The organism is Pseudomonas sp. 1176_21 (assembly GCF_052850635.1).
Map to the genome: position 1 here is coordinate 93,684 of NZ_VXCV01000007.1, position 22,462 is coordinate 116,145.

The following is a 22,462-nucleotide window of genomic DNA, read 5'->3' on the forward strand; positions in this document are numbered from 1 at the left end:
ATTGCCCCGCTGAGTTAATCGTACAGATTCTCATTTACAGGCGCGTATCGTTCGCGCCGCACGGGGAGTTCACCAGAGCATGTCCATTCGCACCCAAGAGTCGTTGCAGGGTCGTCGGCGCAGTGCGCGCCTGCTGTTGCTGTCAGTGGGGTTGGCAGTGTCGTTGCCGGTGCTGGCCGATGACGAGCCGGCGCGCCACAGCATCGATATCGCGCGCCAGCCGCTGGGCTCTGCGCTGATGGCGCTGGGGCAGCAGACCGGCCTGCAGATCAGCGTCGAAAGCCAGTTGCTGGGCAACCTCAGTGCCCCGCCGGTGCGTGGCGAGCTGAGCGCCGATCAGGCGCTGGCGATCCTGCTCAAGGGCAGCGACCTGGAATGGGTGCATATCGGCGACGACGCGCTGCTGCTGCAACGGGTGGTGCGTCCGCGTGCCGACCAGATCCAGCTGGAAAACACCAAGGTCCGCGAACGGGCGCTGCTGCCACAGGGTGAAACCCATATCGATCGCGAGCTTATCGAGGCAATGCCGGCCGGCAACGGCGACATCACCAGCCTGCTGCGCAGCCACCCCAACGTTCAGTTCGACGACAACCAGCTCAGCAGCAAGACACCCGGAGAAATCGCCCCGGCCAACATCAGCATCAACGGCGCGGCGTTCTACCAGAACGCCTTCCTGGTCGACGGCATCAACATGAACAACGACATCGACCCGGCCGAAGACCGCGTGCAGTTGCTGGACAGGGTGCCGGGGCGCAGCCAGGGCCTGGCGCTGGACACCGACCTGCTGGAGAACATCACGGTTCTGGACAGCAACGTGCCGGCCGCCTATGGCGGCTTCAACGGTGGGGTGATCGACGCCCAGACCCGCGCCCCGACCAAGGCCCTGCACGGCAAGTTCTCGGTACAGACCACGCGCTCGGCCTGGACCAAATACCACATCGACGAGACGGAAGAGCAGCGCATGGAGAACTCCGGCTCGCCCGACGAGCAGCCCGAGTTCGACAAGGTCATCGTGCGCGGTACCTTGCAAGGCCACCTGACCGACACCTTCGGCCTGATCGGCAACTTCAGCCAGAAGCGCTCGACCATTCCGCTGAGCCTCTACTCCTACAACAACGTCGAAGAGATGGGCTATCACAAGGAGAAGCAGGAGCGGCGCATCGACAACTACTTCCTCAAGTCGGTGTGGCAGGCCAGCGACCGGCTCACCGTCGAGACCAGCGTGACCCACGCGCCCGAGGAGAGCCATTACTTCCGGGCCAACGTCGCCAACTCCGGCTATGACAACAAGGTTGGCGGTACCCAGTTGAACCTGCGCACCGTGTGGGACGGCGACCTGGCCCGTGTCGAACAGACCCTGGCCTGGAGCCGCCAGGAACAGAGCCGCACCTCGGACTCGGCCGACTACTGGACCTGGCGCAAGTCGACCACCAAGGACTGGGGCATCGGCAGCAAGACCACCGCCAACACCCTGGAGGGGGGCTGGGGCGATATCGAACAGCAGCAGCGCACCTGGCAGTACAAGCTCAATGCCGACTGGCGCAGCTTCGACTGGCTGGGCGCCATTCACCGCCCGCAGACCGGCCTGGAGTTCTCCCGCCAGTACGTACGCTACGAGCGCCTCACCGACAGCAGTACCTATGTGGCCCCGGCCGCCACCAACAGCTGTACCAACAGCGCGGGGGTGACCGATACCGTTGCCTGCAACATGGGCGAGACCGTGAGTGGCTGGGCCGGCCAGTACATGAAGAGCCGCACCCGCTATGCCCCCGGCGAATTCGATTTCACCACCACCACCTGGGGCAGCTGGGTGCAGGACGAGATCACCCTGGGCAAGCTGACCCTGCGCCCCGGCGTGCGCGTGGACAGTGACGACTACATGGACAAGACCACCTGGGCACCGCGCTTCTCCCTGGAGTACGACGTGTTCGGTGACCGCACCACCTTGCTCAGTGCCGGTGCCAACCGCTACTACGGCCGCAGCGTCACCAGCTGGCAGTTGCAGGACGGGCGCAACCGCCTGCGCTTCAACGAAACCCGCGCGAGCCTCGACAAACCCTGGGTGACCAAGTCCAACGGCAGCAACCAGACGCTGTTCAATCAGCTCGACATCCCCTATGACGACGAGCTGATGCTGGGCGTGGTGCAGCAGTGGGCCGGCATCGAGTACGGCCTCAAGTACGTCAACCGCAAGGGCCGTGACCAGGTGGTACAGGTCTCCGGGCGCACCCTGGGGCAGCCGTCCACCGACCCTGACCTGGCCAGCAACTACACCACCTACACCAACGACGGCAAGAGCGAGACCGACACCTACACCCTGACCGTGACGCCGATGCAGCGCTGGACGCTGTTGGGCACGCAGACCGGCGGCCAGCTGGCGCTGAACTGGACCGACAGCAAGGCTTCCTCGCCCAGCTACGTGCAGGCCGACGACACCTACTACCAGAATGACGTGATCCAGTACCAGGGCAGCTTCATCAACTACCAGGACCGCCCGGCGACCAACTACAACCGCCCGTGGACGGCGCGCCTGACCACCATCACCGACATCCCCCAGGCCAACCTGCAGTGGAGCAACTTCTGGCGCTACCGGGCCGGCTACAAGCGCATCGGCGACACCGGGCGCAACGTCGATTACAGGGGCACCTCGGTGGATGTGTGGGAAGAGCAGAAATTCGACGCGGCGCTGACCTGGGACACGCGGCTGGGCTGGCGTATCCCCACCGCACGGGACCAGGCCATCTTCGTCAACGTCGACGTGTTCAACGTGCTCGACAAGAAGTCGGTCAATGCCAACGCCACGGTCAACAGCAATTCGGTGTCGACCTATGAAGTGGGTCGCCAGTACTGGCTGGAAGTGGGGTACACCTTCTGAGATGCGCCTGTTCCTGATTGGCATCGCACTCATGCTGGCCAGCCCGGCCCTATGGGCGCAGCACCACGCACCCCTGTGTGCATCGGCTGATGCGGCCTGCCTGCGCGAGGCCTACAGCCGCCCGCCGGCACACTGGCCGGCGCCGCAGGTGGACGCCGGCGTGGCCTGGCAGGAGCTGGGGCCACTGCCCGAGCGTGCACCCTCGCCTGCGCACAACCCCTACACCGAACAGAAGGCAGCGCTGGGGCGCACGCTGTTCTTCGACCCGCGCCTGTCGCGGTCGGGGCACATCGCCTGTGCCTCGTGCCACGAGCCGGACCTGGCGTTCGCCGATGGGCGCCGGGTGTCGTTCGGGCATGGGCGTGCGCCAGGCCGGCGCAATGCGCCGAGCGTGGTCACCAGTGGCCTGGCCCCACAGCTGTTCTGGGATGGCCGCGCCGACAGCCTGGAAACCCAGGCGCTGATGCCGGTCGTCGATCCGGCGGAAATGGCCTTCAGCGTCGACGAACTGGTGGCCCGGTTGCGTGCCAGCGCCGATTACCCGGCACTGTTTGCCGTGGCGTTTCCCGGGCAGGCGCTGGGTGCCGAGCAGATTGCCGCAGCCCTGGCGACGTACCAGCGCGATCTGTTGCGGGTCGCGCAGCGCACGCCGTTCGAGCGCTTCCTGCGCGGTCGCACTGCTGCGCTGAGTGACCAGCAGCTACACGGGCTGCACCTGTTTCGCACCAAGGCGCGCTGCATGAACTGCCACTTCGGGCCGGGAATGAGCGACCAGCGTTTTCACAATGCCGGCCTGACGTTCTACGGGCGCAGCCGCGAGGACCTTGGTCGCCATGAAGTCACCGGCCTGGCCGCGGACGTGGGGCGTTTTCGCACCCCTTCGCTGCGCCTGGTGAGCCGCACCGGCCCGTGGTTCCACAACGGTTTCGCCAGCAGCCTCGATCAGGTGCTGGCGTTCTACAACGTGGGCATGCCGCGGCCGGTGCCGAAGCCTGGGCAGCAGGGCGATCCGCTGTTTCCTGTCACCTCCGCACAGTTCGAGGCGCTGGGGCTGGACCGGGTGGAGTTGAAGGCGTTGAAGGCATTTCTGGAGGCGCTGTGAGCGGGTGCTGCATTACGCGGTAGTATCACCGTCCTGGCCGGCAGGCACCGTTCGGTGCTGCGGCCGGATGACCGTTGCAATGGTGTTATTGGAGAGGCAATCAGCGTGAACGATTCACAGATGCTCGAGGACCTGGTGTCCCGCTACCTGGCCGGCGAAAGGCCCGAGTTCGTATTCTTCTGGGGCCATCAGGTGAGCCGCAAGGGTGTCACCGCCTCGTGTTTCAGCCAGTGGTACGTGGCGCCGTTCGAGGTGGACGGGCAGTCGTACCAGTCGGCCGAGCACTACATGATGGCCGAGAAGGCGGCGCTGTTTGGTGATGAACAGACGCGGGCACGGATCATCGAGGCGACCGATCCCAATGCGGCCAAGGCACTCGGACGCCAGGTGCGCGGGTTCGACGAGGCGCGGTGGGCACAGGAGCGCTTCGCGATCGTGGTGCGGGCCAACCAGGCCAAGTTTTCCCAGAACGCGGAACTGGGGGCCTTCCTGCAGGGCACCGGCACGCGGGTGATCGTGGAGGCCAGCCCGGTGGACCGGGTGTGGGGGATCGGTCTGGCACAGGATGACCAGAACGCCCACCGGCCGGACCGCTGGCGCGGCCTGAACCTGCTGGGCTTCGCGCTGATGCAGGTGCGCGACGCGGCGCAGGCCTGACGGCCCGCCGGCCCTGCGATCAGGGCTGGCTCGGCAAGCCGAGCCGCGCCTGGATGAACGCGACGAAGGCAGTGAGCTTGGGCAGTGACTTCTTCGAGCGTGGATACACCATCTGCACCGGTTTGTGGGCCGGCACATACGCCCCCAGAATGCTCACCAGCTCCTTGTTCGCCAGCGCGGCGGCCACCAGAAAGTCCGGCTGCATCAGGATCCCGCTGCCGGCAATGGCGGCCTGCAGCAGTACCTGGCCATCGTTGCTGCGAAGCACCGCCTGCTCGGGCCAGAACACCTCTTTGCCAGCCTGCTTGAGTGGCCAGGCAAAGCGGTTGTTCCAGGAGGTGTGGGTGAGGATTCGGTGGGCGTGGAGCGCCTCCGGTGTTGTCGGCTCGCCGGCCTTCTCGAGGTATTTCGGGGCGGCGCAGATCACCATCTGATAGGGCGGCAGGGGCTGCGAGACCAGGTTGGCGTCAACCAGCTCGGCGATCCTGAAGCCCAGGTCGAAGGCACTCTCGTAGAGGTCCACCACCTCGTTGCTCAGGATCAGCTCGACCTGAACCTGCGGGTAGCGCTGCATGAACTCGGTCACCAGCGGGCCGACCAGCGATACCCCCAGTGTCATCGGCGCGGTCACCCGCAGCAGGCCACTGGGCGCGTCGCTGGAGGCTTCTACCCGGTTGTAGGCGTAGGCGACCTGCTCCAGGGCGGTCCTGGCCTCGGCATAGAAGATACGGCCTTCGCCGGTTATGGTCTGCCGGCGTGTGGTGCGTTGAACCAGCCGGGTGTTCAGGGTTTTCTCAAGGCTCTGGACATGCCGCCCCACCATCACCGCCGACATCCCCAGCGCGGCAGCCGCCCCGGCAAAGCTGCCGGCTTCGACCACGGCAACAAATACTTCCATCTGCCTGAGCTTGCTCATCGAGTGATCCGAGAGGTGATGATTACTAACGTTGAGTGAGTCAATTGCTAACCTGGCGTGCGTTTATTGCGCTTTAGTTTATCCCTATAGTCCGTGGCATTGAACCAGAGCACGAGGTGTCATCCCATGCGACATGTACTGAGCCAGGCGCTGGGCGCATTCGCGCGCGCCGATCTGCTGCAGGGCGCCACCGGCATACAACGCGCCGAGCGTATCGAGCACCATCTGGGCCTGCCGGCCATGGGTGTCGGCCTGTACCTCAAGCGCGATGACCACATGCTTGTCGGCGGTGGCGGCAACAAGCTGCGCAAACTGGAGTTCCACCTGGGCGAGGCGCTGAAGAATGGCGTCGACACCCTGATCACCGTGGGCGGCATTCAGTCCAACCACGCGCGGTTGACGGCCGCCGTGTGCGCCCGGCTGGGGCTTGAATGCGAACTGATCCTCAGCCGTGCGGTGCCCAGGGCCGATCGCGATTACGAGCTCAATGGCAATGTGCTGCTCGACCAGCTGTTCGGGGCCAGGGTGCAGGTGCTGGACAGGGGCGCCGATGCACTGGCAGCGGCCGAGGCGCGCGCGCAGCAGTTGCGTGCGGCAGGTCGCAAGGTGCTGGTCATTCCCACCGGCGGTTCCACGCCGCTTGGCAGCCTGGGCTACGCCCGTTGCGCCGAAGAGATCGTGCAGCAGGAAACCGCGATGGGCGTGCGATTCGACGAGGTCGTGGTTCCCAATGGCAGCGCCGGCACCCATGCCGGGCTTGCGGCGGGGTTCGAGGTACTGGGGCGGGGTGCGGCGAGCGTCAGGTCCTGGTCGGTGCTGGCCGACCAGCAGGCCGCGGCGGCCACGACCCTGCAGTTGACTCGCCAGGCGCTGGCCTTGCTGGGCCATGCTGCAAGCCTCGATGCGAGTGCGATCAACATCGATGGCAGCCAGTTGGGCGAAGGCTACGGGCTGCCGACCCAGGCCATGCTCGAAGCGGTGCGCCTGATGGCGCGCTGCGAAGGTGTGCTGGTGGACCCGGTGTACTCGGGCAAGGCCTTCGCCGGGCTGCTGGCCGACCTGCGACAGGGCCGCTATCGCCGCGGCGATAACGTGCTGTTCATCATGACCGGTGGCACCCCGGGGCTTTACGCCTACAGGGAAACCTTCGCCGAGCCGGTGCAAGGCGCCAGTTGCGTGGCGTCGAGATAGCCCTTGACCGCCCTTGCCACGCCAGGCGCCTGCAGGCCGATTTCGCGCAGCTGCCCGCTCAGGGGGTTGCGGTAGCCGATGAAGAACAGGCCCCGCGCAACGCTCGACTGGCCGTCGTCATCCACGGTCGGCTTGCCGTCCGCCGTGAGCGCCTCGGGGTACTGGATCAGCGCCTCCAGGCCGGTGGTGTAGCCGGTGCCCGCAACGATCACGTCCATGCGCAGCGTGCAGCGCTCGGTGCGGTCGATGCCGGTGTGGGCCACGGCGCCTTGCTCGTTCAGTTCCAGCAGCGGGCCGACCACCTTGATGCGGCGCTGTTTCAGGTCGTCGATCACCGGCATGAACAGCGTCGGCGTGACACTGCCCAGCCCGGACACGCCCTGTGCCGGTGGTGGCAGGCCGTAGGCCGACAGGTCGCCGACCCAGCGCCGCGACAACCAGCTCAGCACCGCGTCGCTCGCGCGGGGCGGTAGCCGACGGATCAACGTACCCAGTGCTGCCAGCGGCACGCCGAACAGGCTCTTGGGCAGAAAGTGCGGCGCGCGCCGCACCGACAGCGTGACCGACGCGGCATGGGGTACCAGGCGGCTGGCTATCTCGCAGGACGAATTGCCGCTGCCGACCACCACCACGTGCTTGCCGGCGTAGGCACGTGCATTGCCGAAGTGCGCAGCATGCACGATCTGCCCGGCAAAGCGCTGTGCCCCCGGCCACTGCGGGATCGACGGTACGCACGAGGTACCGGTGGCGACCACCAGCGCCGGTGCGCGCCACTCGCGGCCATCACGACAGCGCACCTGCCACATCGATTGCGCCTGAAGGTAGCCGACCGATTCCACGTCGCACCCGGTCAGCACCTCGAAGCCGCCCCGGGCCGGCAGTGACGCCAGCACCCGGGCCAGGTCATCGCGGCTCGGCCAGCGGCCTGCCGCCCATGGAAAGCGCCCGCCCGGCAACCCGGAAAACCAGCGCCCGGTGTTCAGGCGCAGGCCGTCATAGTGGTTGCGCCACACGTCGCCCACGGCCTGCGTGCGCTCCAGCACCAGCGGGCGCAGGCCGGCGCGTACCAGCTCGTAGGCGCAGGACAGCCCCGCCGGCCCGCCCCCCACCACCAGCACCCTGTGCGCGTTGTCAGCCATGGGTGGCGCCGCCGGTGTGTTGCACCTCCACCGTCAGGGGCACGGGACGCATGATGGTGTCGGGGATCGGCGCGGTCGGCAGCAGCTTGGCCAGCAATGCGTCCACGCGCTCGGGTGATTCCTCGGTATCGATCGACACCTGCACCTGGATGCTTTCAAAGCCCGGGTTGCCGCTGGTCACGCCAAATGCGGCGCGAAAATCCACGCGGCCGCTCACGTCCAGCACCAGGCTGTTGACCTTGACCCCGGATGCCGACAGGCCGCCGATGTAGGTGGCCGCCAGGCAGTTGCCGATACCCGCCAACAACAGTTCCTGGGGCGTGGCGCCCAGGCCGGCGCCACCGTAGGCGCAGGGCTCGTCGCCGTGCAGCACGGCACCGGACTTGACCTTGGTGAGGGTCTGGTAGCCCTCGGTCCACTGCACACTGGTGTGGTAGAGCGGGCGTGCGATGTCACCCTCGCCATCGGCCCGGATGCGTTCGCGAACTGCTCGGCCGGCGTTGGCCTGGAGGCCGTTGATGGTGACGCGGTGGGTGGTTTCACTCATGGTCTGTGCTCTTCAAGGGGCGGCATGGCGGTCGAATGACCGTGTGCCAATCAGTTAATCGGGAGGTCCCGTGTCGACTAGAAATGCTCGGCCAGCCGGGTTTCGTGGGTCAGAAACGCGTCCAGCCGTTCTTGCAGGTCAAGCAGTTGCGCCGAGCGCACCTGGCGCGGGCGCGGCAGGTCGATTTCCAGGATCTGGGCGATGCGGCCGTGGGGCGTGCTGGCCATCAGCACGATACGGTCGGCCAGCAGCAGCGCCTCCTGCAGGTCGTGGGTCACCATCAGCACCGTGGCGCCGCTGGTGTTCCAGGCGCGCAGCAACTGGTCCTGCATCAGGCGCCGGGTCTGTGCGTCCAGCGCCGAAAACGGCTCGTCGAGCAGCAGCAGGCGTGGCTCCAGGGCCAGTGCCCTGGCCAGGGCGATGCGCTGGCACATGCCGCCGGACAATGCCGCCGGCCGGTGCCGGGCGAATTCGGCCAGGCCCACGTCGGCAAGCAACTGCTCGGCGCGCCGGGTGGCCGCTTCACGGTCCAGCCCGCGGTTGAGCAGGGCGATGGCAATGTTTTCCACCGCACTCATCCACGGGAACAGGTTGTTCTGCTGGAAGATCAGCGCACTGTCGGGCTGGTTGCCGCTCACTGCCTGGCCGTCGTACAGCAGGTGCCCGGTGCTGGGTTGCTGCAGGCCCGCAGCGATGTTGAGCAGGGTGCTCTTGCCGCACCCGCTGCGCCCCAGCAGCACGGTGAAACTGGCGGCCTTGATATCCAGGTCACCCACCTCTACCCGTGTGCCGCCTTCGAACTGCTTGCTCAGGCCACGAAAACTCAGCGTGGCGCCCCGGCTCATGACGCCCACCCGGTAAGGCGGCGTCCGAGCAACAGCATCAGGCGATCCACCACGAAACCCACGACACCAATGGTCATCACACCCACCATCACCAACGGCATGTTGTACATCTGCTGGGCCATGATGATCATGTAGCCCAACCCGGAATTGATTCCCGCCATCTCCCCGGCCAGCACCGCCATCCACGCGCCGAAGAACGCCATGCGCAGGCTGGTCATCGCGCTGGGGGCGATTGCCGGCAGTCGCACGCGCAGCCAGATCTGTTGGCGCGTGCACCTCAGGTTGCGGGCGATGTTCAGGTATTGCGGGTCGATGGCATCCAGCGCGGCGACCAGCGACAGCGTCATGGTGCCCAGCACGGCCAGGAACACCACGAACACCGCGGCCTGTCCGCCGATGCCGATCACCGCGATGGTGAAGGGGACCCAGGCCACCGGTGAGATCGGCGCCAGGGTCTGCACCAGCGGCAGGATCAGGCGGCGCAGCAGCTTCACCTCGGTGGTGATCACCGCCAGCAGCAGCGCCACCAGGCTGCCAGCCAGCAACCCGCCGCTGACCCGCAGCAGGGTCACCAGCAAGGCCTCCAGCAAGCCGCTGCGCTGCTGCCCGAAACCCACCACCGCTTCGCCGGAAAACGCATACGGCAGGGTCACGCTGGGAGGCGGGAGCACGCGGCCATCCAGCCAGCCAGACTGCACCGCCAGCTCCCATGCGCCGATCAGCAATGCCCACGCCAGCAGGAACCACAGCGTGTCGCGCAGCGCGTCCAGATAACGCGGGGCACGGCGTGCGTCGGGCTGCCGGCTCAGGGTCAGAATGGCCTGGTTCATCCCGTCACCTGGGCAGCAGGTTGATGGCGCAGGTCGAGAACCGCATCGATCGGGTTGTCGGTGAAGTAGCCCAGTTCGACCAGGTAGCCGGCGCCGCGCTTGAGGCCGGCCACGCCTACCGGGCTGATGACCGGGTTGGGCGCCTGGCGTGCCAGGGCCACCTTGAGCACCTCGTTGGATACCCCGTAGATCGGCTGCAATTGCTGGATGGCGTTGTCGAAGTCGGCTTTCATCGCAGTGGCCGATGCCTGCAGCAGTTCCAGGTAGCGTTTGAGCAGCGGCCCCTGTTCCTGGCTGGTGCGCACCTGCGTGGTGATCACGCAGTCGGCGGCCTCCGGGCCCCACACCGCGTTGGAGTCGCTCAGGTAGCGTGCGCCGGTGGTGCTGACCACGTTCTGGGCATAGGGCTGTGCCAGGGTGCACACGTCGAGGCGGCCGTTGGCGATGGCTTCGCCCATTCCGGCCATGCTCGGGAAGAAGGTCATCTGATAGTCGTTGTAGGATTTGCCGTGGCGCGCCATCGAGCCGTAGCCCACCAGTTCCAGGGTATCCAGGCGCAGGGTGCCGACGCGCAGCCCGCTGCCTGCGGCGGCGATGAATTCATCCAGGCTGGCCACCGAGCCGTTGCGCGCCACCAGTTCGATGCCGCCTTGCCCCGAGCCACCGATGATGCGCAGCTCCTGGGTGCCCTTGGCGTAGGCGGCTGCGGTCATGGTCCAGGGCCCGTGCATCAGTTCCAGGCGACCTGCCAACAAGGCCTGCAGGGCATCGCTTGGGCTGTTGAATTGCGTCAGCTCCACCTGCAGGCCCGCCGCCGCAAAATCACCGCGCAGCTTTGCCAGCAGCAGGTGCGACACGCAGCCGGCGGGCATGTGCCCCACACGCAGCAGCGGCCCGCCGGTGGCAGCTTCGACCTTGCTGGCCGCTGCCAGCAGCGCGGTACCGGCGGCGCTCAGCGCCAGCATGCCGCAGCCACAGGCGCACATGAACGAGCGGCGGCTCAGGTTGGACTGGAGTGCGGGCGTCGCTTGCGCGCCACTGGTGGAGAACAATCGCTGGAAAAAATCTCTCATCACACGCATCCCAAAACAGGTAGACCGATCGTTCTCGGCAGGCGCGTGAAGTATGTGAGATCTGCGATATAAGCAGAACTAATATTTTAAGCTTAGCTTATGCCTCGTTAGCATATAGGCGCCGAGGCCTGCACCGGCAGCGGTGCAGGGGGCGGGCTAGGCGGCTTTCGCTTCGCGCAGCAGGGTCAGCAGGATCGAACGTGCAACCTGTGCGCTTCTGGCGTTGCGCGAGACCATCGCGGTGGCGATGGCACCGTCGATCAGCAGCGAGATCTGCTGCGCGACCCAGGCCGGTTCCGGCAGCCCGCAGGCCGCGGCCAGTTGCTCGATGCGGTCATGCACCCGATCGAAGTGCGCCTGGGCCAGGTCACGTACCCAGCTGGAAGACTTGTCGTGTTCGGCGACGGCGTTGGTGAACAGGCAGCCGAAGAAGCGCCCGCTGGCGAACCATTCCTCGAGCAGGTCGAACAGAAAGATCAGGCGTTGCTCCGGGTCGTCGGTACGCTGAGGCAGTGCCTGGTCAAACCAGCCAAACCACATCGCTGCCTCGCGATCGAACACGGCACGCAGCAGGTTCTCCTTGGAGCCATAGGTCTCGTACAGCGTGCGCCGCGCGACCTTGGCATCGCTGAGCAGGCGCGAAACGCCCGTTGCATGAATGCCTTCACGGCAGAACAGCCGTCGCGCGCTTTCCAGCAGGCGCTCGGCGGCAACGGTCGGGGGTGTGCTTTCCATCAAAATCGGTTCCGGCTGAATCAGTTTGGTGCAGAGTGCAACTTAATGGGTGGGGTGTCATCAGGGAAAGTGCTGGAGGTTGGGTTTTCGCGGGCAGGGGGAGGGGGCAGGTGCGTAGTTTGCCCTGGGCATCATCAGGCCAGATGCACACCTGGCGGGCGGATTGCCCCTTGCACGAACTGCGCTCGCCCTAAATAATGCGATCAATTACCATTTGCATATTTAATGGCCCCCTTATGTCCGCACTCGAGCCTTTGGCACTTCACCAGCTTTATTCCGAACACAACGGTTGGCTGAAAGGCTGGTTGCGCATGCGCCTGGGCAATTCGGCCGATGCGGCGGATCTGGCCCAGGACACCTTCGTGCGGGTCATGACGGCACGCAACGCCGCGCCGATCCGAGAGCCGCGGGGCTACCTGACTGCAATTGCGCGCTCGCTGTTGATCGACAAGTCGAGGCGACGGGCGATCGAGCAGGCGTATCTGGTGGCCCTGGCGCAGAAGCCTGAACCGGTCGAGGTATCACCTGAGGTGCGCTTGTCCATTCTCGAGATGCTGGTGGCGGTCGACAGCCTGCTGGACGGGCTGGGCAAGCGTACCCGGGAGATCTTTCTGTCGGTGCAGCTGGAAGGGCAGACCTATGTGGCGGTGGCCGAACGCCTCGGGGTCTCGGTCACCACGGTGAAGAACCATCTGGTGCGAGCCATGACCGAGTGCCTGTTGCTGGCGGACAACTGATGAGCTCGGCGCTCGATCGTCGGACCCTCGAGGCTGCTGCGACCTGGTACGTGCAGCTCAACGATGCAGGGGTGGACGAGGCTTGCACCCGGGCCTGGCAGCAATGGTTGGGGGCAGATCCTTTGCACGCCGAGGCATGGGCGCGGGTCGAGGCGTTCCAGCGGCAATGGGCAACGGTACCCGCACATGCCGCCCGGTCAGGGCTGGATGCGGCCCAGGCGCAACGCCGCGAGGTATTGAAGATCCTCGGCGTGTTGCTGGCCGTCGGGGGCAGCAGCTGGATGATCGGCAAACCGCTGGCGAACCATGGCCTGTTCGCTCAGCAGAGCACGGGCGCGCGCGAGCGTCGCTCGCTGCGGCTGGACGACGGGTCGCAGCTGGAACTCAATGCCAACACCGCGCTGGATGCGAGCTTCGACGGGCAACTTCGGCTTATCCGTCTTTACCGCGGGGAGATCCTCGTGCAAACCGCCAAGGATCCTGGGCAGCGGCCGTTTATCGTCGAGACCCAGGACGGGCGCATCCACGCGCTCGGGACGCGCTTCAGCGTGCGCCAGATGACGGACCGGACCCGCGTGGGTGTGCTGCAGTCGGCGGTCGAGCTCCGTCCTCGCCGTCACCCGGAGCGGGCAGTGCGTCTGGAGGCCGGTCAGCAGGCGGCGTTCGATCCTGACCGCGCCGATCCTGCCGGTGTCTTGGCACAGGGTTCGACCGCGTGGGTGCAGGGCATGCTGAGCGTCAACGAGTGGCGCCTCGGGGAGTTCATCGACGAGCTGGGGCGCTATCGCCCGGGCGTGCTGCGCTGCGCCGGGGCGGTTCGCGACCTGAGCATTTCCGGAGCGTTCCGTATCGACGATACAGATGCGGTCCTGGAAAACCTGACCCGGACCTTGCCGGTGAAGCTGCGTTACCTGACCCGCTACTGGGTCAGTGTCGAAGCCGTCTGAACCGTCACTGACAGAAAATACGCGGAGCACCTTGCTGATTATGATTCTCATCCGTCAATGACAGGAGCCGCGATGACAGCGGATTTCTGCCAAGACAACAGAAGGATCATTTCATGCCCCAGCTTTGCTTCTCCCCCTCGATCTCATTGCCCCGCGCAGTGCGCCTGGCGATGTTCAGCCTGACGATGGCGAGTGTGCCGGGGGTGGTGCTGATGCCTGCTGCGGCTCACGCCCAGAGCCGTATCGCCTACCACATCGGCGCAGGCCCGCTGGGTAGCGCGCTGACCCAGTTCGGCGTGCAGGCGGGTGTGACGATTTCCTTCGATCCACGGCAGATCCACGGGCTGACCACCCCGGGCCTTGATGGTGCCTATGGGGTCGATGAGGGGCTGGCGTTGCTGCTGTCCAATAGCGGCTTGCGCGCTCAGCGCCAGGCCAATGGTGGGTATCTGCTGGTCCAGGACGGTTCCTCGGACGCGGTCGTGCTCGGCGCCACCACCGTCAACGGGCAGGGCCTGGGCGCCACGACCGAGGGCACCGGTTCGTACACCACGGGTTCGACCAACACGGCGACCAAGCTCGCCCTGAGCCTGCGGGAAACACCGCAGTCGGTGACGGTGATCACCCGCAAGAGGATGGACGACCAGAACATCCAGAGCCTGGACGACATCGCGCGCACGGCGACCGGTATCACCCTCACCAAGATCGGCACTGATCGCTCCACCTATTACTCGCGCGGCTTCGAGATCAGCGACCTGCAATATGACGGCATTCCGACCAACATCTCGGAAAACTACTCCATGGACGTCATGTCCACCTCGAACATGGCCATCTATGACCGCGTCGAGGTCGTACGCGGCGCCAACGGCCTGATGCAGGGCACGGGCAACCCGTCGGCGGCGATCAACCTGGTACGCAAACGGCCGACCCAGGACTTTCGTCTGGGCGCGGAGCTGGGGGCAGGCTCCTGGGACAACTACCGTGGCCAGGTGGATGTTTCCGGGCCACTGACCCCTACGGGCAATGTTCGCGGCCGTGCAGTGGCCTACTACAACAACGCCAACAGCTACCGCGACGGCTCCGAGCGTGACAACCAGTTGCTGTACCTGGTGGGTGAGGCGGATCTGAACGATTCCACCGTACTGACGGTGGGCGCCACTCTCCAGAAAGACAACCAGAACGGCTATGACTGGGGCGGCTTGAACACTCGTCGTGACGGCTCCTTCTATCCGCTTTCGCGTTCCACCAACCTCAACGGCAAGTGGGCCCATCTGGATCGCAACAACTACACGCTGTTCAGCGACCTCACGCACACCTTCGACAACGAGTGGAAGTTGACCCTGGCCATGAATGCGATCTGGTCGAACGCCGACTTTCTCTCCGCGTACCCGAACCGGGTAGCGGGCGACAACTATCGCATGACCGTCTCCCAGGCCGATTACGAAGACACCCAGTTCGCCCTGGACCTCTATGCTACCGGGCCCTTCGAGCTGTTCGGGCGCAAGCATCAGTTGATGCTCGGGGCCAACACGCGCAAGGACGAGTTCGACGCGGTGATCAAGAGCGCCACCAACAACCCGACGATCGACATCACCGACTTCGACTACAGTGCCCTGCCCAGCCCGATCCTCAATGCTATCGGCGCAGACTACAACTACACCCGCAAGGAGCGCGGCCTGTATGGTGCCTCGCGCTTCAGCCTGACCGATGACCTGAGCCTGATCGTCGGTACGCGGGTGAGCTGGTCGGACTACAAGGTGGCCAGCCCCTATACCAATGACCAATACCGGGAGAATGGCCGGCTGGTGCCCTATGCCGGGCTGGTGCTGGACCTGGACAAGCACCACACCTGGTATGCCAGCTACACCGAGATCTACAAGACACAGAGTTACTACGGTGTCGGCAATACCTTGCTTGACCCGATCGAAGGAGAGAATTACGAAACCGGCATCAAGGGTGAATACTTCGATGGTCGGCTGAACACCTCGCTGGCAATCTTCCAGACGAGCTTGGAGAACATGCCCGAGGCGTTGCCGGTGTCGCCCACCTGTGGTGTGACGGGGACGAGCAAGTGCTATGAAACAGGCGCAAAAGTGCGTAACCGTGGCTTCGAACTGGAGGTGTCCGGCGAGCCGTTGGAGAACTGGAATGTCAGCGCTGGCTATACCTATAGCGATCCCGAATATGTGGCGGGCGCCAGCAAGGGTTCGGACTACTACCGCAAGATCCCGCGCCGCCTGCTCAAGGTGGCAACCGACTACCGCTTGCCCGGTGTCCTCGACCAATGGCGTGTGGGCGGCGATGTCTATGCACAGAGCCGCACTGCCGCCGACGTGACCGGGTACGACATCAAGCAGGGTGGCTACACCTTGCTCAACCTGCATGCGCACTATCAGATCAACCAACAGTTCAGCGTGCAGTACAACCTCAACAACGTTCTGGACAAGGTCTACTACCAGTCCTTGCCCACTTCCAACAACTTCGGCGGCCTGTACTACGGTGATCCACGCAATTTTGCGGTGACGCTGCGCTACCAATACTGATGCTTCAGGGGGTGGGGAGGGTTTTTCTGGGCATTAAAAAGCCGGCTTGTGGCCGGCTTCTCGGGGACAGTCTTGGCTGACTTTTGGTAAGCCGCAACCGCCTTCAAATCGTGATCCGGCGCTGGGGCCGGGGGTGGCGGGGGCAGTGTGTGCCGCGCCACGCCCTCAGGATGCAAGGCTGCAACCGGGGCTTGAGTGCGGCACAGCATACTGGGAATGGATCGCAATGCCCAGCAAAAAAACCGCTGCAACCGCTTTAGCGCGGGCGATCATCCCGCAGGTGAGCCCACCAGAACACCCACCCCAGCACCTCCAGACCCTGGTTGCGGATTTGCGACAGGCTGTAGGTTTCGCTCGGAAATTCGTCACCGTCATGGCTGTGCAGACGCAACGCGCCATTGGCCCGTTCGCTCAAGGTGTGCACGCGCAAGCGCCCGTTGTGCAGCAGCGCGTATATCTCGCCCTCGATCACGCGGGTCAGGCTGCGGTCTATCGCCAAGGTCGCGCCGTACTGCAGCAAGGGGTTCATGTTGTAGTCGGGCATGCTCACGCAAAGCGCCTGCGCAGCATCGACCCCGAGGTTGTCCAGCGCACAGCGCGGCAAACGCAGGTGGCGGCCAGGGATTTCGGCAAACTGCCGGGGCTGCGCATGGTAGAAGGGCAGCAGCACGTCCTGCTCGCCATGCGCGGCGAACAGGCTGTGGTCCGGGGCCTGCTGCTCCTGCTCGCCACGGTTGCGGCTGACCCGCGGCAGCGGGTTGTGGTGCTTGGGGCCCTCGCCGGTGCGCAGCCAGCGAGGGCGTACGCACAGCAGTTCGGCAATCTCGTCCAGACGCGCCATGGGCACGCCGCGCTGGAACCAGTTGTTCACATGCTGCGGCGTCACCCCGCGCTGAGCGGCAAAGTCGGAAGCGGTCAGGTTGCACTCGCGCAGGAGCGCTTTCAAACGATCACCAGATGTATTCATGGTGATTGAGTTTAGTGAGGGAAAAGAAGGGTTTATATAAACATTGGGTTGAAGTGTTTCGCGGGCAAAAGCGGGGGTATTACAGGGGGTTCTGTTGGTGTTGTAGGAATAATCGGACGCTGTTGGTTCAAGCAGCGAGCCGCAGATGCAAAAAAGCCCCGCAATCGCGGGGCTTTTCCTCAAGCGCAGTGCTTAGCCCTTGTAGGCTGCCACCGACTTGGTGATCTCGGCACGGGCCGCTTCTGCGTCACCCCAGCCGTCGATCTTGACCCACTTGCCTTTCTCCAGATCCTTGTAGTTCTCGAAGAAGTGCTTGATCTGCTCCAGCAGCAGTGCCGGCAGGTCGGTGTACTCTTTGACGTCGACGTACAGCTGCGACAGCTTGTCGTGCGGTACGGCGATGACCTTGGCGTCGCCGCCGCCGTCGTCGGTCATGTGCAGGATGCCGACCGGGCGAGCACGGATCACCGAACCTGGGGCTACCGGGTACGGGGTCACCACCAGCACGTCCAGCGGATCACCGTCGTCAGCCAGGGTGTTGGGGATGAAGCCGTAGTTGGCCGGGTAGAACATCGGGGTGGCCATGAAGCGGTCCACGAACAGGCAATCGCTGTCCTTGTCGATCTCGTACTTGATCGGTGCGTGGTTGGCTGGAATCTCGATGGCGACGTAGATGTCGTTCGGCAGGTCTTTGCCAGCCGGAATCTTGCTGTAGCTCATTGGGCATTGCCCCCATGTTTGGCCAAAAATTGGTCGCGATTATAGGCACATTCCGTAACGCTTGCCACGCCCGGCCAGATGCCCGGCCTGGTCAATTAGTCGTGTGCTGGTAGTGCGGATGGCTACGTTGCAGCTGTTGCAGGCGGGCCAGCGGATCCTGGCGGTAGAACGCGCTCAGTTGCGCGTAAACCGCGGGGTAGGCCTGCATCAGCAGGTCCGGGGCACTGAAGAAGTATTCGCTGGTCACGGCGAAGAATTCGGCCGGGTTTTCCGCGGCGTAGGGGTCGATGGCCGTTTCGGCATCGGGGTTGCGGTCAAGCTGGCGGTTGAGATCGTCGTAGGCCTGCTGCATGGCCTGCGCCCAGTCCGCCACGCGCATGCTGTCATGCAGCGGCGGCAGGCCATTGGCATCGCCGTTGAGCATGTCGAGCTTGTGCGCCAGTTCGTGAATCACCAGGTTGTAGCCTTCCCAGCCACCGCTGGCCAGCACCCCGGGCCAGGCCAGGATCACCGGGCCCTGCTGCCAGGCCTCGCCACTGTGTTCGCCATCCCATTCATGCTCCACACCGCTGGCATCACGGTGGCGCTGGGGGCTGACGAAGTCATCGGGGTACAGCACGATTTCATGGAAGCCCTGGTACCAGTTCAGATCGCCCAGGTGCAGCAGCGGCAGTTGCGCCTGGGCCGCCAGGTGCAGGCGCTGCTCGGCATCGGCGTCGACGCCGGGCAGGGTGGTGAGGTGCTTTTGCTGCAGGAACAGGATGCAGGCTTCACGCAGCCAGTGATCTTCTTCGTCGCTGATGCCGTCGAGCATCGGCAGGCCCTCGCGTACCCGCTGCCACTGCTGCGGCTCGATCGGGTAGCGGGCCAGGGTACGACGGCGCCGCCAGGCGCTCAGGCTCCACATGTGCGCGGTTTACTGGGCCTTGGCCTGGCCACGGCCCATGCGGCTGCGCACCAGGCCGATGATCATCGGCACCAGCGACAGCAGGATGATTGCCACGATCATCAGCGACAGGTTGGACTTGATGAACGGCACGTTGCCGAAGAAGTAGCCCAGCGTCACCAGGCCGCACACCCACAGGATGGTGCCGGCGACGCTGAACATCAGAAAACGCGGATATACCATTTTTGCCAGGCCCGCGACGAAAGGCGCGAAGGTGCGCAGGATCGGCAGGAAGCGCGCCAGGGTGACGGTCTTGCCGCCATGGCGTTCGTAGAAGTCGTGGGTCTGCTGCAGGTAGTCGCGGCGGAAGATCTTCGAGTCGGGGTTGCGGAACAGGCGCTCCCCGGCCGTTCGCCCGATCACGTAGTTGGTGCTGTCGCCCAGGATGGCTGCCGCCATCAGCAGGCCGCACAGCAGTACCGGGTCCATGCCGCCGCCGGCGGCCACGGCACCGGCGATGAACAGCAGCGAATCGCCCGGCAGGAACGGCATGACGACCAGGCCGGTCTCGCAGAAGATCACCAGGAACAGGATGGCGTAGATCCACGGACCGTAATTGTTGACCAGCAAATCGAGGTAGGTATCGAGATGCAGAATGAGGTCCAGCGGGTTGAAATCCATGTACGGCACCTTGTTCAAGACCCGGCTCTACGGGCATGCGAGGACTGGCAGTGCGAAGTGTGTAGCCGTTACCCAGGGTAAGGGTAAAATTTCACACAAATTGAAAGGCCGCATTATACGGGCATGGCGTGATTATGGCGGAGCAGTTTGTAGCGGCGGATTTCTGGGCCCCAGCGCAGCGGGGCTGCTATGCAGCCCATCGCCAGCAAGGCTGGCGCCTACATGGCCAGTGCGCAGACCTGTGGAAGCCGGCTTTGCTGACGAAGGATGCCCGTCAGTCGGAATGGATCGGGAGGATATAGCTCTTGAACTCGGTATCTGCCTTGAACCCCATCGACTCGTAGGTCTTCATTGCCACCTCGTTGTCGCTGCTGGTCGAGGCGCGCAGGCGCACGGCGTTGGTGTCCTTGGCCAGTTTCTTCGCCTCGCGCATCAGGTTGTCAGCCACCAGCATGCGCCGCGAGTCTTCGGCCACATAGATGTCGTTGAGTATCCATACGCGCTTGAGCGACAGCGACGAAAAGCTCGGATACAGCTGGCAGAAACCCATCAGCTTGTTGTCATCGTCGTCCGGCAGCGCCAGGTAGATGATCGACTCGTCGCGCTCCAGGCGTTTTTCCAGAAACGAGCGCGAAGAGTCCGGATAGGGCAATTGCCCATAGAACTCGCGGTATTTGACGAACAGAGGGGCGAGCAGATCCAGATGCTCAAGAGTTGCTTTGATAATTCGCATAAGCAGGCCTCGGGTCCATGGGGAGTGGCGGCGAACCTCGGGCAGCCGTCACCCCAGATGCTGCCTAAAGCGCGAAAAAAGCGCAATCCGCTAAAAAGTGGTCAGTTCTCAATCATTGCCGAGTAAGAAGTTTCCATTTTTAGGGGTGTCGGCGTCTGATTCCAGGGTCTGGACCTGGGCTTCATCCTTCAGGTTGACCCCCGAGAGCTGCCGACGGCAGGCCTCGCGCATCAGGTACAGCAGGCGGTGGGCGGCCATGCCGTAGCTCAGCCCCTCCAGGCGTACGTTGGAAATGCAGTTGCGGTAGGCGTCGGTGAGGCCGACCCTGGGGCTGTAGGTGAAATACAGGCCCAGGCTGTCGGGGGAGCTCAGGCCCGGACGTTCGCCGATCAGGATCACAGTCATTTTCGCGCCCAGCAATTCGCCGACTTCATCGGCCACCGCCACCCGGCCCTGCTCCACCAGCACCACCGGGGCGGTGGACCATCCCTCGGCATCGATGTGCTCCTGCAGACGGTTGAGAAACGGCAGCGTGTGCCGGTGCACCGCCAGGGCCGAGAGGCCGTCGGCCACGATGATCGCCAGGTCGACCCCGCCCGGGTTGGCCTGGGCATGCTCGCGCAGTTGCCGGGCCGATTCCTCATGCAGGCGCCGCCCCAGGTCCGGGCGTTGCAGGTAGCTGTGGCGGTCGCTGGCGGCGCTGTGCAAGAGGATGCTGTCGCGCCCGCGTTCGCTCAGCTGTTCGCGCAGGCCCGCATGGTCGAATGCCAGGTGCACGGCATCGCGGGCCTGGGCGTGGGCGCACTGGAAGTCCAGCTGTGCGCGGGTCGGCAGGCTGGTACCGGTGCGCCCCAGGGCGATGCGCGCCGGGGTCAGGCGGCGCAGGTCGAGCCAGGGGTTGTCGCTGTTGTCGTGCTGCGTGGGTTGCTTGTCCATGGCTCGCTTATCCCAGTTGCGCCAGCGCCTGGCGGAAGGCCGGTGGCAGGTTGTCGCCAAACCGCACCCGGCCATCGGCCTGGGTGAAGATGCCCATGCGCGCCAGCCACGCCTCGAACTCCGGGGCCGGTTTCAGGCCCAGGGTCTGGCGTGCGTACAGCGCGTCGTGGAACGAGGTGGTCTGGTAGTTGAGCATGATGTCGTCGGAGCCGGGGATGCCCATGATGAAGTTGATCCCGGCCACCCCCAGCAGCGTCAGCAGCGTGTCCATGTCGTCCTGGTCGGCCTCGGCATGGTTGGTGTAGCAGATATCGCAGCCCATCGGCACGCCCAGCAGCTTGCCGCAGAAGTGGTCTTCCAGGCCGGCGCGGATGATCTGCTTGCCGTTGTACAGGTACTCCGGGCCGATGAAGCCGACCACGGTGTTGACCAGAAACGGCTTGAAATGCCGTGCCACGGCATAGGCCCGGGTTTCGCAGGTCTGCTGGTCGACGCCATGGTGCGCGTTGGCCGACAGCGCGCTGCCCTGGCCGGTCTCGAAGTACATCAGGTTCTGCCCGAGGGTACCGCGGTTCAGGCTCAGGCCGGCGTCGTAGCCTTCCTGCAACAGGTTGAGGTTGATGCCGAAACTGGCGTTGGCCGCCTCGGTGCCGGCAATGGACTGGAACACCAGGTCCAGCGGTACGCCGCGGTTGACGGCCTCGATCGAGGTGGTGACGTGGGTCAGCACACAGGCCTGGGTGGGGATGTCGTAGCGCTGGATGATCGCGTCGAGCATCTCCAGCAGGGCACAGATCGAGGCGATATTGTCGGTGGCCGGGTTGATGCCGATCATGGCGTCGCCGTTGCCGTACAGCAGGCCGTCGAGAATGCTCGCGGCGATGCCGGCCGGCTCATCCGTGGGGTGGTTGGGCTGCAGGCGGGTGGACAGGCGCCCGCGCAGGCCCAGGGTGCCGCGAAAGCGCGTGACCACGCGGATCTTCTGCGCCACCAGCACCAGGTCCTGCACGCGCATGATCTTCGAGACCGCAGCGGCCATTTCCGGGGTCAGCCCCGGGGCCAGGGCGCGCAGGCTGTCTTCGTCGGCCTGCTCGCTCAGCAGCCAGTCGCGCAGCCCGCCCACGGTCAGGTGGCTGACGGCGGCAAAGGCCTGTTTGTCGTGGGTGTCGATGATCAGGCGGGTGACTTCGTCGTCTTCGTAAGGGATCACCGCCTCGCTGAGGAAGTGACTGAGCGGGATATCGGCCAGCGCCATCTGCGCGGCCACCCGTTCGGCGTCGTTGCCGGCCGCCACCCCGGCGAGAAAGTCGCCGGAGCGGGCCGGGCTGGCCTTGGCCATGACGTCCTTGAGGCTGTCGAAGCGGTAGGTCTGGTTGCCCACCGTGTGTACAAAACTGCTCAT

21 protein-coding genes are annotated in these 22,462 nt (G+C 64.8%); 7 read left to right on the forward strand and 14 right to left on the reverse strand.

All coding sequences use genetic code 11. The features are described 5' to 3' along the window. Positions 1 to 79: 79 nt before the first annotated feature. The 3 genes from FW760_RS17525 to FW760_RS17535 all read left to right on the forward strand — a co-directional run bounded on the left by FW760_RS17525 (position 80) and on the right by FW760_RS17535 (position 4,634). Positions 80 to 2,875, forward strand: a complete 2,796-nt coding sequence (locus FW760_RS17525; protein WP_082405794.1) for a TonB-dependent receptor — start codon at positions 80 to 82, stop codon at positions 2,873 to 2,875. Position 2,876: 1 nt separating this feature from the next. Then, the gene (locus FW760_RS17530) at positions 2,877 to 3,977 is read left to right on the forward strand and encodes a cytochrome c peroxidase (protein ID WP_116052312.1); all 1,101 of its coding nucleotides are present in this window, start codon (positions 2,877 to 2,879) and stop codon (positions 3,975 to 3,977) included. Positions 3,978 to 4,082: 105 nt separating this feature from the next. Further along, the gene (locus tag FW760_RS17535; RefSeq protein ID WP_054916411.1) at positions 4,083 to 4,634 is read left to right on the forward strand and encodes an NADAR family protein; all 552 of its coding nucleotides are present in this window, start codon (positions 4,083 to 4,085) and stop codon (positions 4,632 to 4,634) included. 19 nt (positions 4,635 to 4,653) lie between these two features. On the opposite strand, the gene FW760_RS17540 is transcribed toward FW760_RS17535, so the two are convergent. After that, entirely contained in the window at positions 4,654 to 5,550 is an 897-nt protein-coding gene (locus FW760_RS17540) for a LysR substrate-binding domain-containing protein (protein ID WP_054916410.1), read from the reverse strand. A 126-nt stretch (positions 5,551 to 5,676) separates the two neighbouring features. Here FW760_RS17540 and FW760_RS17545 point away from each other — a divergent pair, with 126 nt between their 5' ends. After that, positions 5,677 to 6,741, forward strand: a complete 1,065-nt coding sequence (locus FW760_RS17545; protein ID WP_116052311.1) for a D-cysteine desulfhydrase family protein — start codon at positions 5,677 to 5,679, stop codon at positions 6,739 to 6,741. Here the strand turns inward: FW760_RS17545 and FW760_RS17550 are convergent. From FW760_RS17550 to FW760_RS17575, 6 genes are all read right to left on the reverse strand, one after another. Further along, a complete protein-coding gene (locus FW760_RS17550; RefSeq protein WP_058541904.1) occupies positions 6,684 to 7,880 on the reverse strand; it encodes a flavin-containing monooxygenase in 1,197 nt (398 codons plus the stop codon). The genes FW760_RS17545 and FW760_RS17550 overlap by 58 nt on opposite strands. Continuing rightward, entirely contained in the window at positions 7,873 to 8,427 is a 555-nt protein-coding gene (locus FW760_RS17555) for an OsmC family protein (RefSeq protein ID WP_043863935.1), read from the reverse strand. The genes FW760_RS17550 and FW760_RS17555 overlap by 8 nt, the downstream gene beginning before the upstream one ends. 77 nt (positions 8,428 to 8,504) lie before the next feature. After that, positions 8,505 to 9,272: an ABC transporter ATP-binding protein gene (locus FW760_RS17560; RefSeq protein WP_043863934.1), complete on the reverse strand. Its 768-nt coding sequence runs from the start codon at positions 9,270 to 9,272 to the stop codon at positions 8,505 to 8,507. Then, positions 9,269 to 10,102 carry an ABC transporter permease gene (locus FW760_RS17565; protein ID WP_054916407.1) on the reverse strand — a complete coding sequence of 278 codons (834 nt, stop codon included), beginning with the start codon at positions 10,100 to 10,102 and terminating at the stop codon, positions 9,269 to 9,271. Before FW760_RS17565 ends, FW760_RS17560 begins: the two co-directional genes overlap by 4 nt. Further along, positions 10,099 to 11,175, reverse strand: coding sequence for an ABC transporter substrate-binding protein (locus FW760_RS17570; protein WP_052504310.1), 1,077 nt, complete (start codon positions 11,173 to 11,175; stop codon positions 10,099 to 10,101). The genes FW760_RS17565 and FW760_RS17570 overlap by 4 nt, the downstream gene beginning before the upstream one ends. A gap of 156 nt (positions 11,176 to 11,331) precedes the next feature. Continuing rightward, positions 11,332 to 11,910 (reverse strand): TetR/AcrR family transcriptional regulator, encoded by a 579-nt coding sequence (locus FW760_RS17575; RefSeq protein WP_043863931.1) that lies wholly within the window; start codon positions 11,908 to 11,910, stop codon positions 11,332 to 11,334. A 236-nt stretch (positions 11,911 to 12,146) separates the two neighbouring features. On the opposite strand from FW760_RS17575, the gene FW760_RS17580 reads away from it, so the two are divergent. The 3 genes from FW760_RS17580 (at position 12,147) to FW760_RS17590 (ending at position 16,137) form a co-directional block, all read left to right on the forward strand. Continuing rightward, complete coding sequence (locus tag FW760_RS17580) at positions 12,147 to 12,647, forward strand: sigma-70 family RNA polymerase sigma factor (protein ID WP_043863930.1); 501 nt, start codon at positions 12,147 to 12,149, stop codon at positions 12,645 to 12,647. After that, positions 12,647 to 13,594, forward strand: coding sequence for a FecR domain-containing protein (locus FW760_RS17585; RefSeq protein WP_116052310.1), 948 nt, complete (start codon positions 12,647 to 12,649; stop codon positions 13,592 to 13,594). Before FW760_RS17580 ends, FW760_RS17585 begins: the two co-directional genes overlap by 1 nt. A gap of 113 nt (positions 13,595 to 13,707) precedes the next feature. Next, positions 13,708 to 16,137: a TonB-dependent siderophore receptor gene (locus tag FW760_RS17590; RefSeq protein ID WP_446443902.1), complete on the forward strand. Its 2,430-nt coding sequence runs from the start codon at positions 13,708 to 13,710 to the stop codon at positions 16,135 to 16,137. Positions 16,138 to 16,393: 256 nt separating this feature from the next. On the opposite strand, the gene FW760_RS17595 is transcribed toward FW760_RS17590, so the two are convergent. From FW760_RS17595 to FW760_RS17625, 7 genes are all read right to left on the reverse strand, one after another. Beyond that, entirely contained in the window at positions 16,394 to 17,104 is a 711-nt protein-coding gene (locus FW760_RS17595; RefSeq protein WP_043863927.1) for a LexA family transcriptional regulator, read from the reverse strand. Positions 17,105 to 17,296: 192 nt separating this feature from the next. Continuing rightward, positions 17,297 to 17,824 (reverse strand): inorganic diphosphatase, encoded by a 528-nt coding sequence (gene ppa / locus FW760_RS17600; RefSeq protein WP_043863926.1) that lies wholly within the window; start codon positions 17,822 to 17,824, stop codon positions 17,297 to 17,299. Positions 17,825 to 17,915: 91 nt separating this feature from the next. Beyond that, the gene (locus FW760_RS17605; RefSeq protein ID WP_043863925.1) at positions 17,916 to 18,731 is read right to left on the reverse strand and encodes a M90 family metallopeptidase; all 816 of its coding nucleotides are present in this window, start codon (positions 18,729 to 18,731) and stop codon (positions 17,916 to 17,918) included. Positions 18,732 to 18,740: 9 nt separating this feature from the next. After that, positions 18,741 to 19,391, reverse strand: a complete 651-nt coding sequence (locus FW760_RS17610; RefSeq protein WP_043863945.1) for a DedA family protein — start codon at positions 19,389 to 19,391, stop codon at positions 18,741 to 18,743. Positions 19,392 to 19,665: 274 nt separating this feature from the next. Next, entirely contained in the window at positions 19,666 to 20,124 is a 459-nt protein-coding gene (locus tag FW760_RS17615; protein ID WP_043863924.1) for a GNAT family N-acetyltransferase, read from the reverse strand. A gap of 108 nt (positions 20,125 to 20,232) precedes the next feature. Beyond that, the gene (eutC, locus tag FW760_RS17620; protein ID WP_054916334.1) at positions 20,233 to 21,060 is read right to left on the reverse strand and encodes an ethanolamine ammonia-lyase subunit EutC; all 828 of its coding nucleotides are present in this window, start codon (positions 21,058 to 21,060) and stop codon (positions 20,233 to 20,235) included. 7 nt (positions 21,061 to 21,067) lie between these two features. Next, positions 21,068 to 22,462, reverse strand: coding sequence for an ethanolamine ammonia-lyase subunit EutB (locus FW760_RS17625; protein ID WP_446443903.1), 1,395 nt, complete (start codon positions 22,460 to 22,462; stop codon positions 21,068 to 21,070).

Bases quoted from the DNA above. Each gene is read 5' to 3' on its own strand.
- FW760_RS17525 (WP_082405794.1), top strand. From the start codon at position 80: ATGTCCATTCGCACCCAAGAGTCGTTGCAGGGTCGTCGGCGCAGTGCG.
- FW760_RS17530 (WP_116052312.1), top strand. From the start codon at position 2,877: ATGCGCCTGTTCCTGATTGGCATCGCACTCATGCTGGCCAGCCCGGCC.
- FW760_RS17540 (WP_054916410.1), bottom strand. From the start codon at position 5,550: ATGAGCAAGCTCAGGCAGATGGAAGTATTTGTTGCCGTGGTCGAAGCC.
- FW760_RS17545 (WP_116052311.1), top strand. From the start codon at position 5,677: ATGCGACATGTACTGAGCCAGGCGCTGGGCGCATTCGCGCGCGCCGAT.
- FW760_RS17550 (WP_058541904.1), bottom strand. From the start codon at position 7,880: ATGGCTGACAACGCGCACAGGGTGCTGGTGGTGGGGGGCGGGCCGGCG.
- FW760_RS17555 (WP_043863935.1), bottom strand. From the start codon at position 8,427: ATGAGTGAAACCACCCACCGCGTCACCATCAACGGCCTCCAGGCCAAC.
- FW760_RS17560 (WP_043863934.1), bottom strand. From the start codon at position 9,272: ATGAGCCGGGGCGCCACGCTGAGTTTTCGTGGCCTGAGCAAGCAGTTC.
- FW760_RS17565 (WP_054916407.1), bottom strand. From the start codon at position 10,102: ATGAACCAGGCCATTCTGACCCTGAGCCGGCAGCCCGACGCACGCCGT.
- FW760_RS17570 (WP_052504310.1), bottom strand. From the start codon at position 11,175: ATGAGAGATTTTTTCCAGCGATTGTTCTCCACCAGTGGCGCGCAAGCG.
- FW760_RS17575 (WP_043863931.1), bottom strand. From the start codon at position 11,910: ATGGAAAGCACACCCCCGACCGTTGCCGCCGAGCGCCTGCTGGAAAGC.
- FW760_RS17580 (WP_043863930.1), top strand. From the start codon at position 12,147: ATGTCCGCACTCGAGCCTTTGGCACTTCACCAGCTTTATTCCGAACAC.
- FW760_RS17585 (WP_116052310.1), top strand. From the start codon at position 12,647: ATGAGCTCGGCGCTCGATCGTCGGACCCTCGAGGCTGCTGCGACCTGG.
- FW760_RS17590 (WP_446443902.1), top strand. From the start codon at position 13,708: ATGCCCCAGCTTTGCTTCTCCCCCTCGATCTCATTGCCCCGCGCAGTG.
- FW760_RS17595 (WP_043863927.1), bottom strand. From the start codon at position 17,104: ATGAATACATCTGGTGATCGTTTGAAAGCGCTCCTGCGCGAGTGCAAC.
- ppa (WP_043863926.1), bottom strand. From the start codon at position 17,824: ATGAGCTACAGCAAGATTCCGGCTGGCAAAGACCTGCCGAACGACATC.
- FW760_RS17605 (WP_043863925.1), bottom strand. From the start codon at position 18,731: ATGTGGAGCCTGAGCGCCTGGCGGCGCCGTCGTACCCTGGCCCGCTAC.
- FW760_RS17610 (WP_043863945.1), bottom strand. From the start codon at position 19,391: ATGGATTTCAACCCGCTGGACCTCATTCTGCATCTCGATACCTACCTC.
- FW760_RS17615 (WP_043863924.1), bottom strand. From the start codon at position 20,124: ATGCGAATTATCAAAGCAACTCTTGAGCATCTGGATCTGCTCGCCCCT.
- eutC (WP_054916334.1), bottom strand. From the start codon at position 21,060: ATGGACAAGCAACCCACGCAGCACGACAACAGCGACAACCCCTGGCTC.
- FW760_RS17625 (WP_446443903.1), bottom strand. From the start codon at position 22,462: ATGAGCAGTTTTGTACACACGGTGGGCAACCAGACCTACCGCTTCGAC.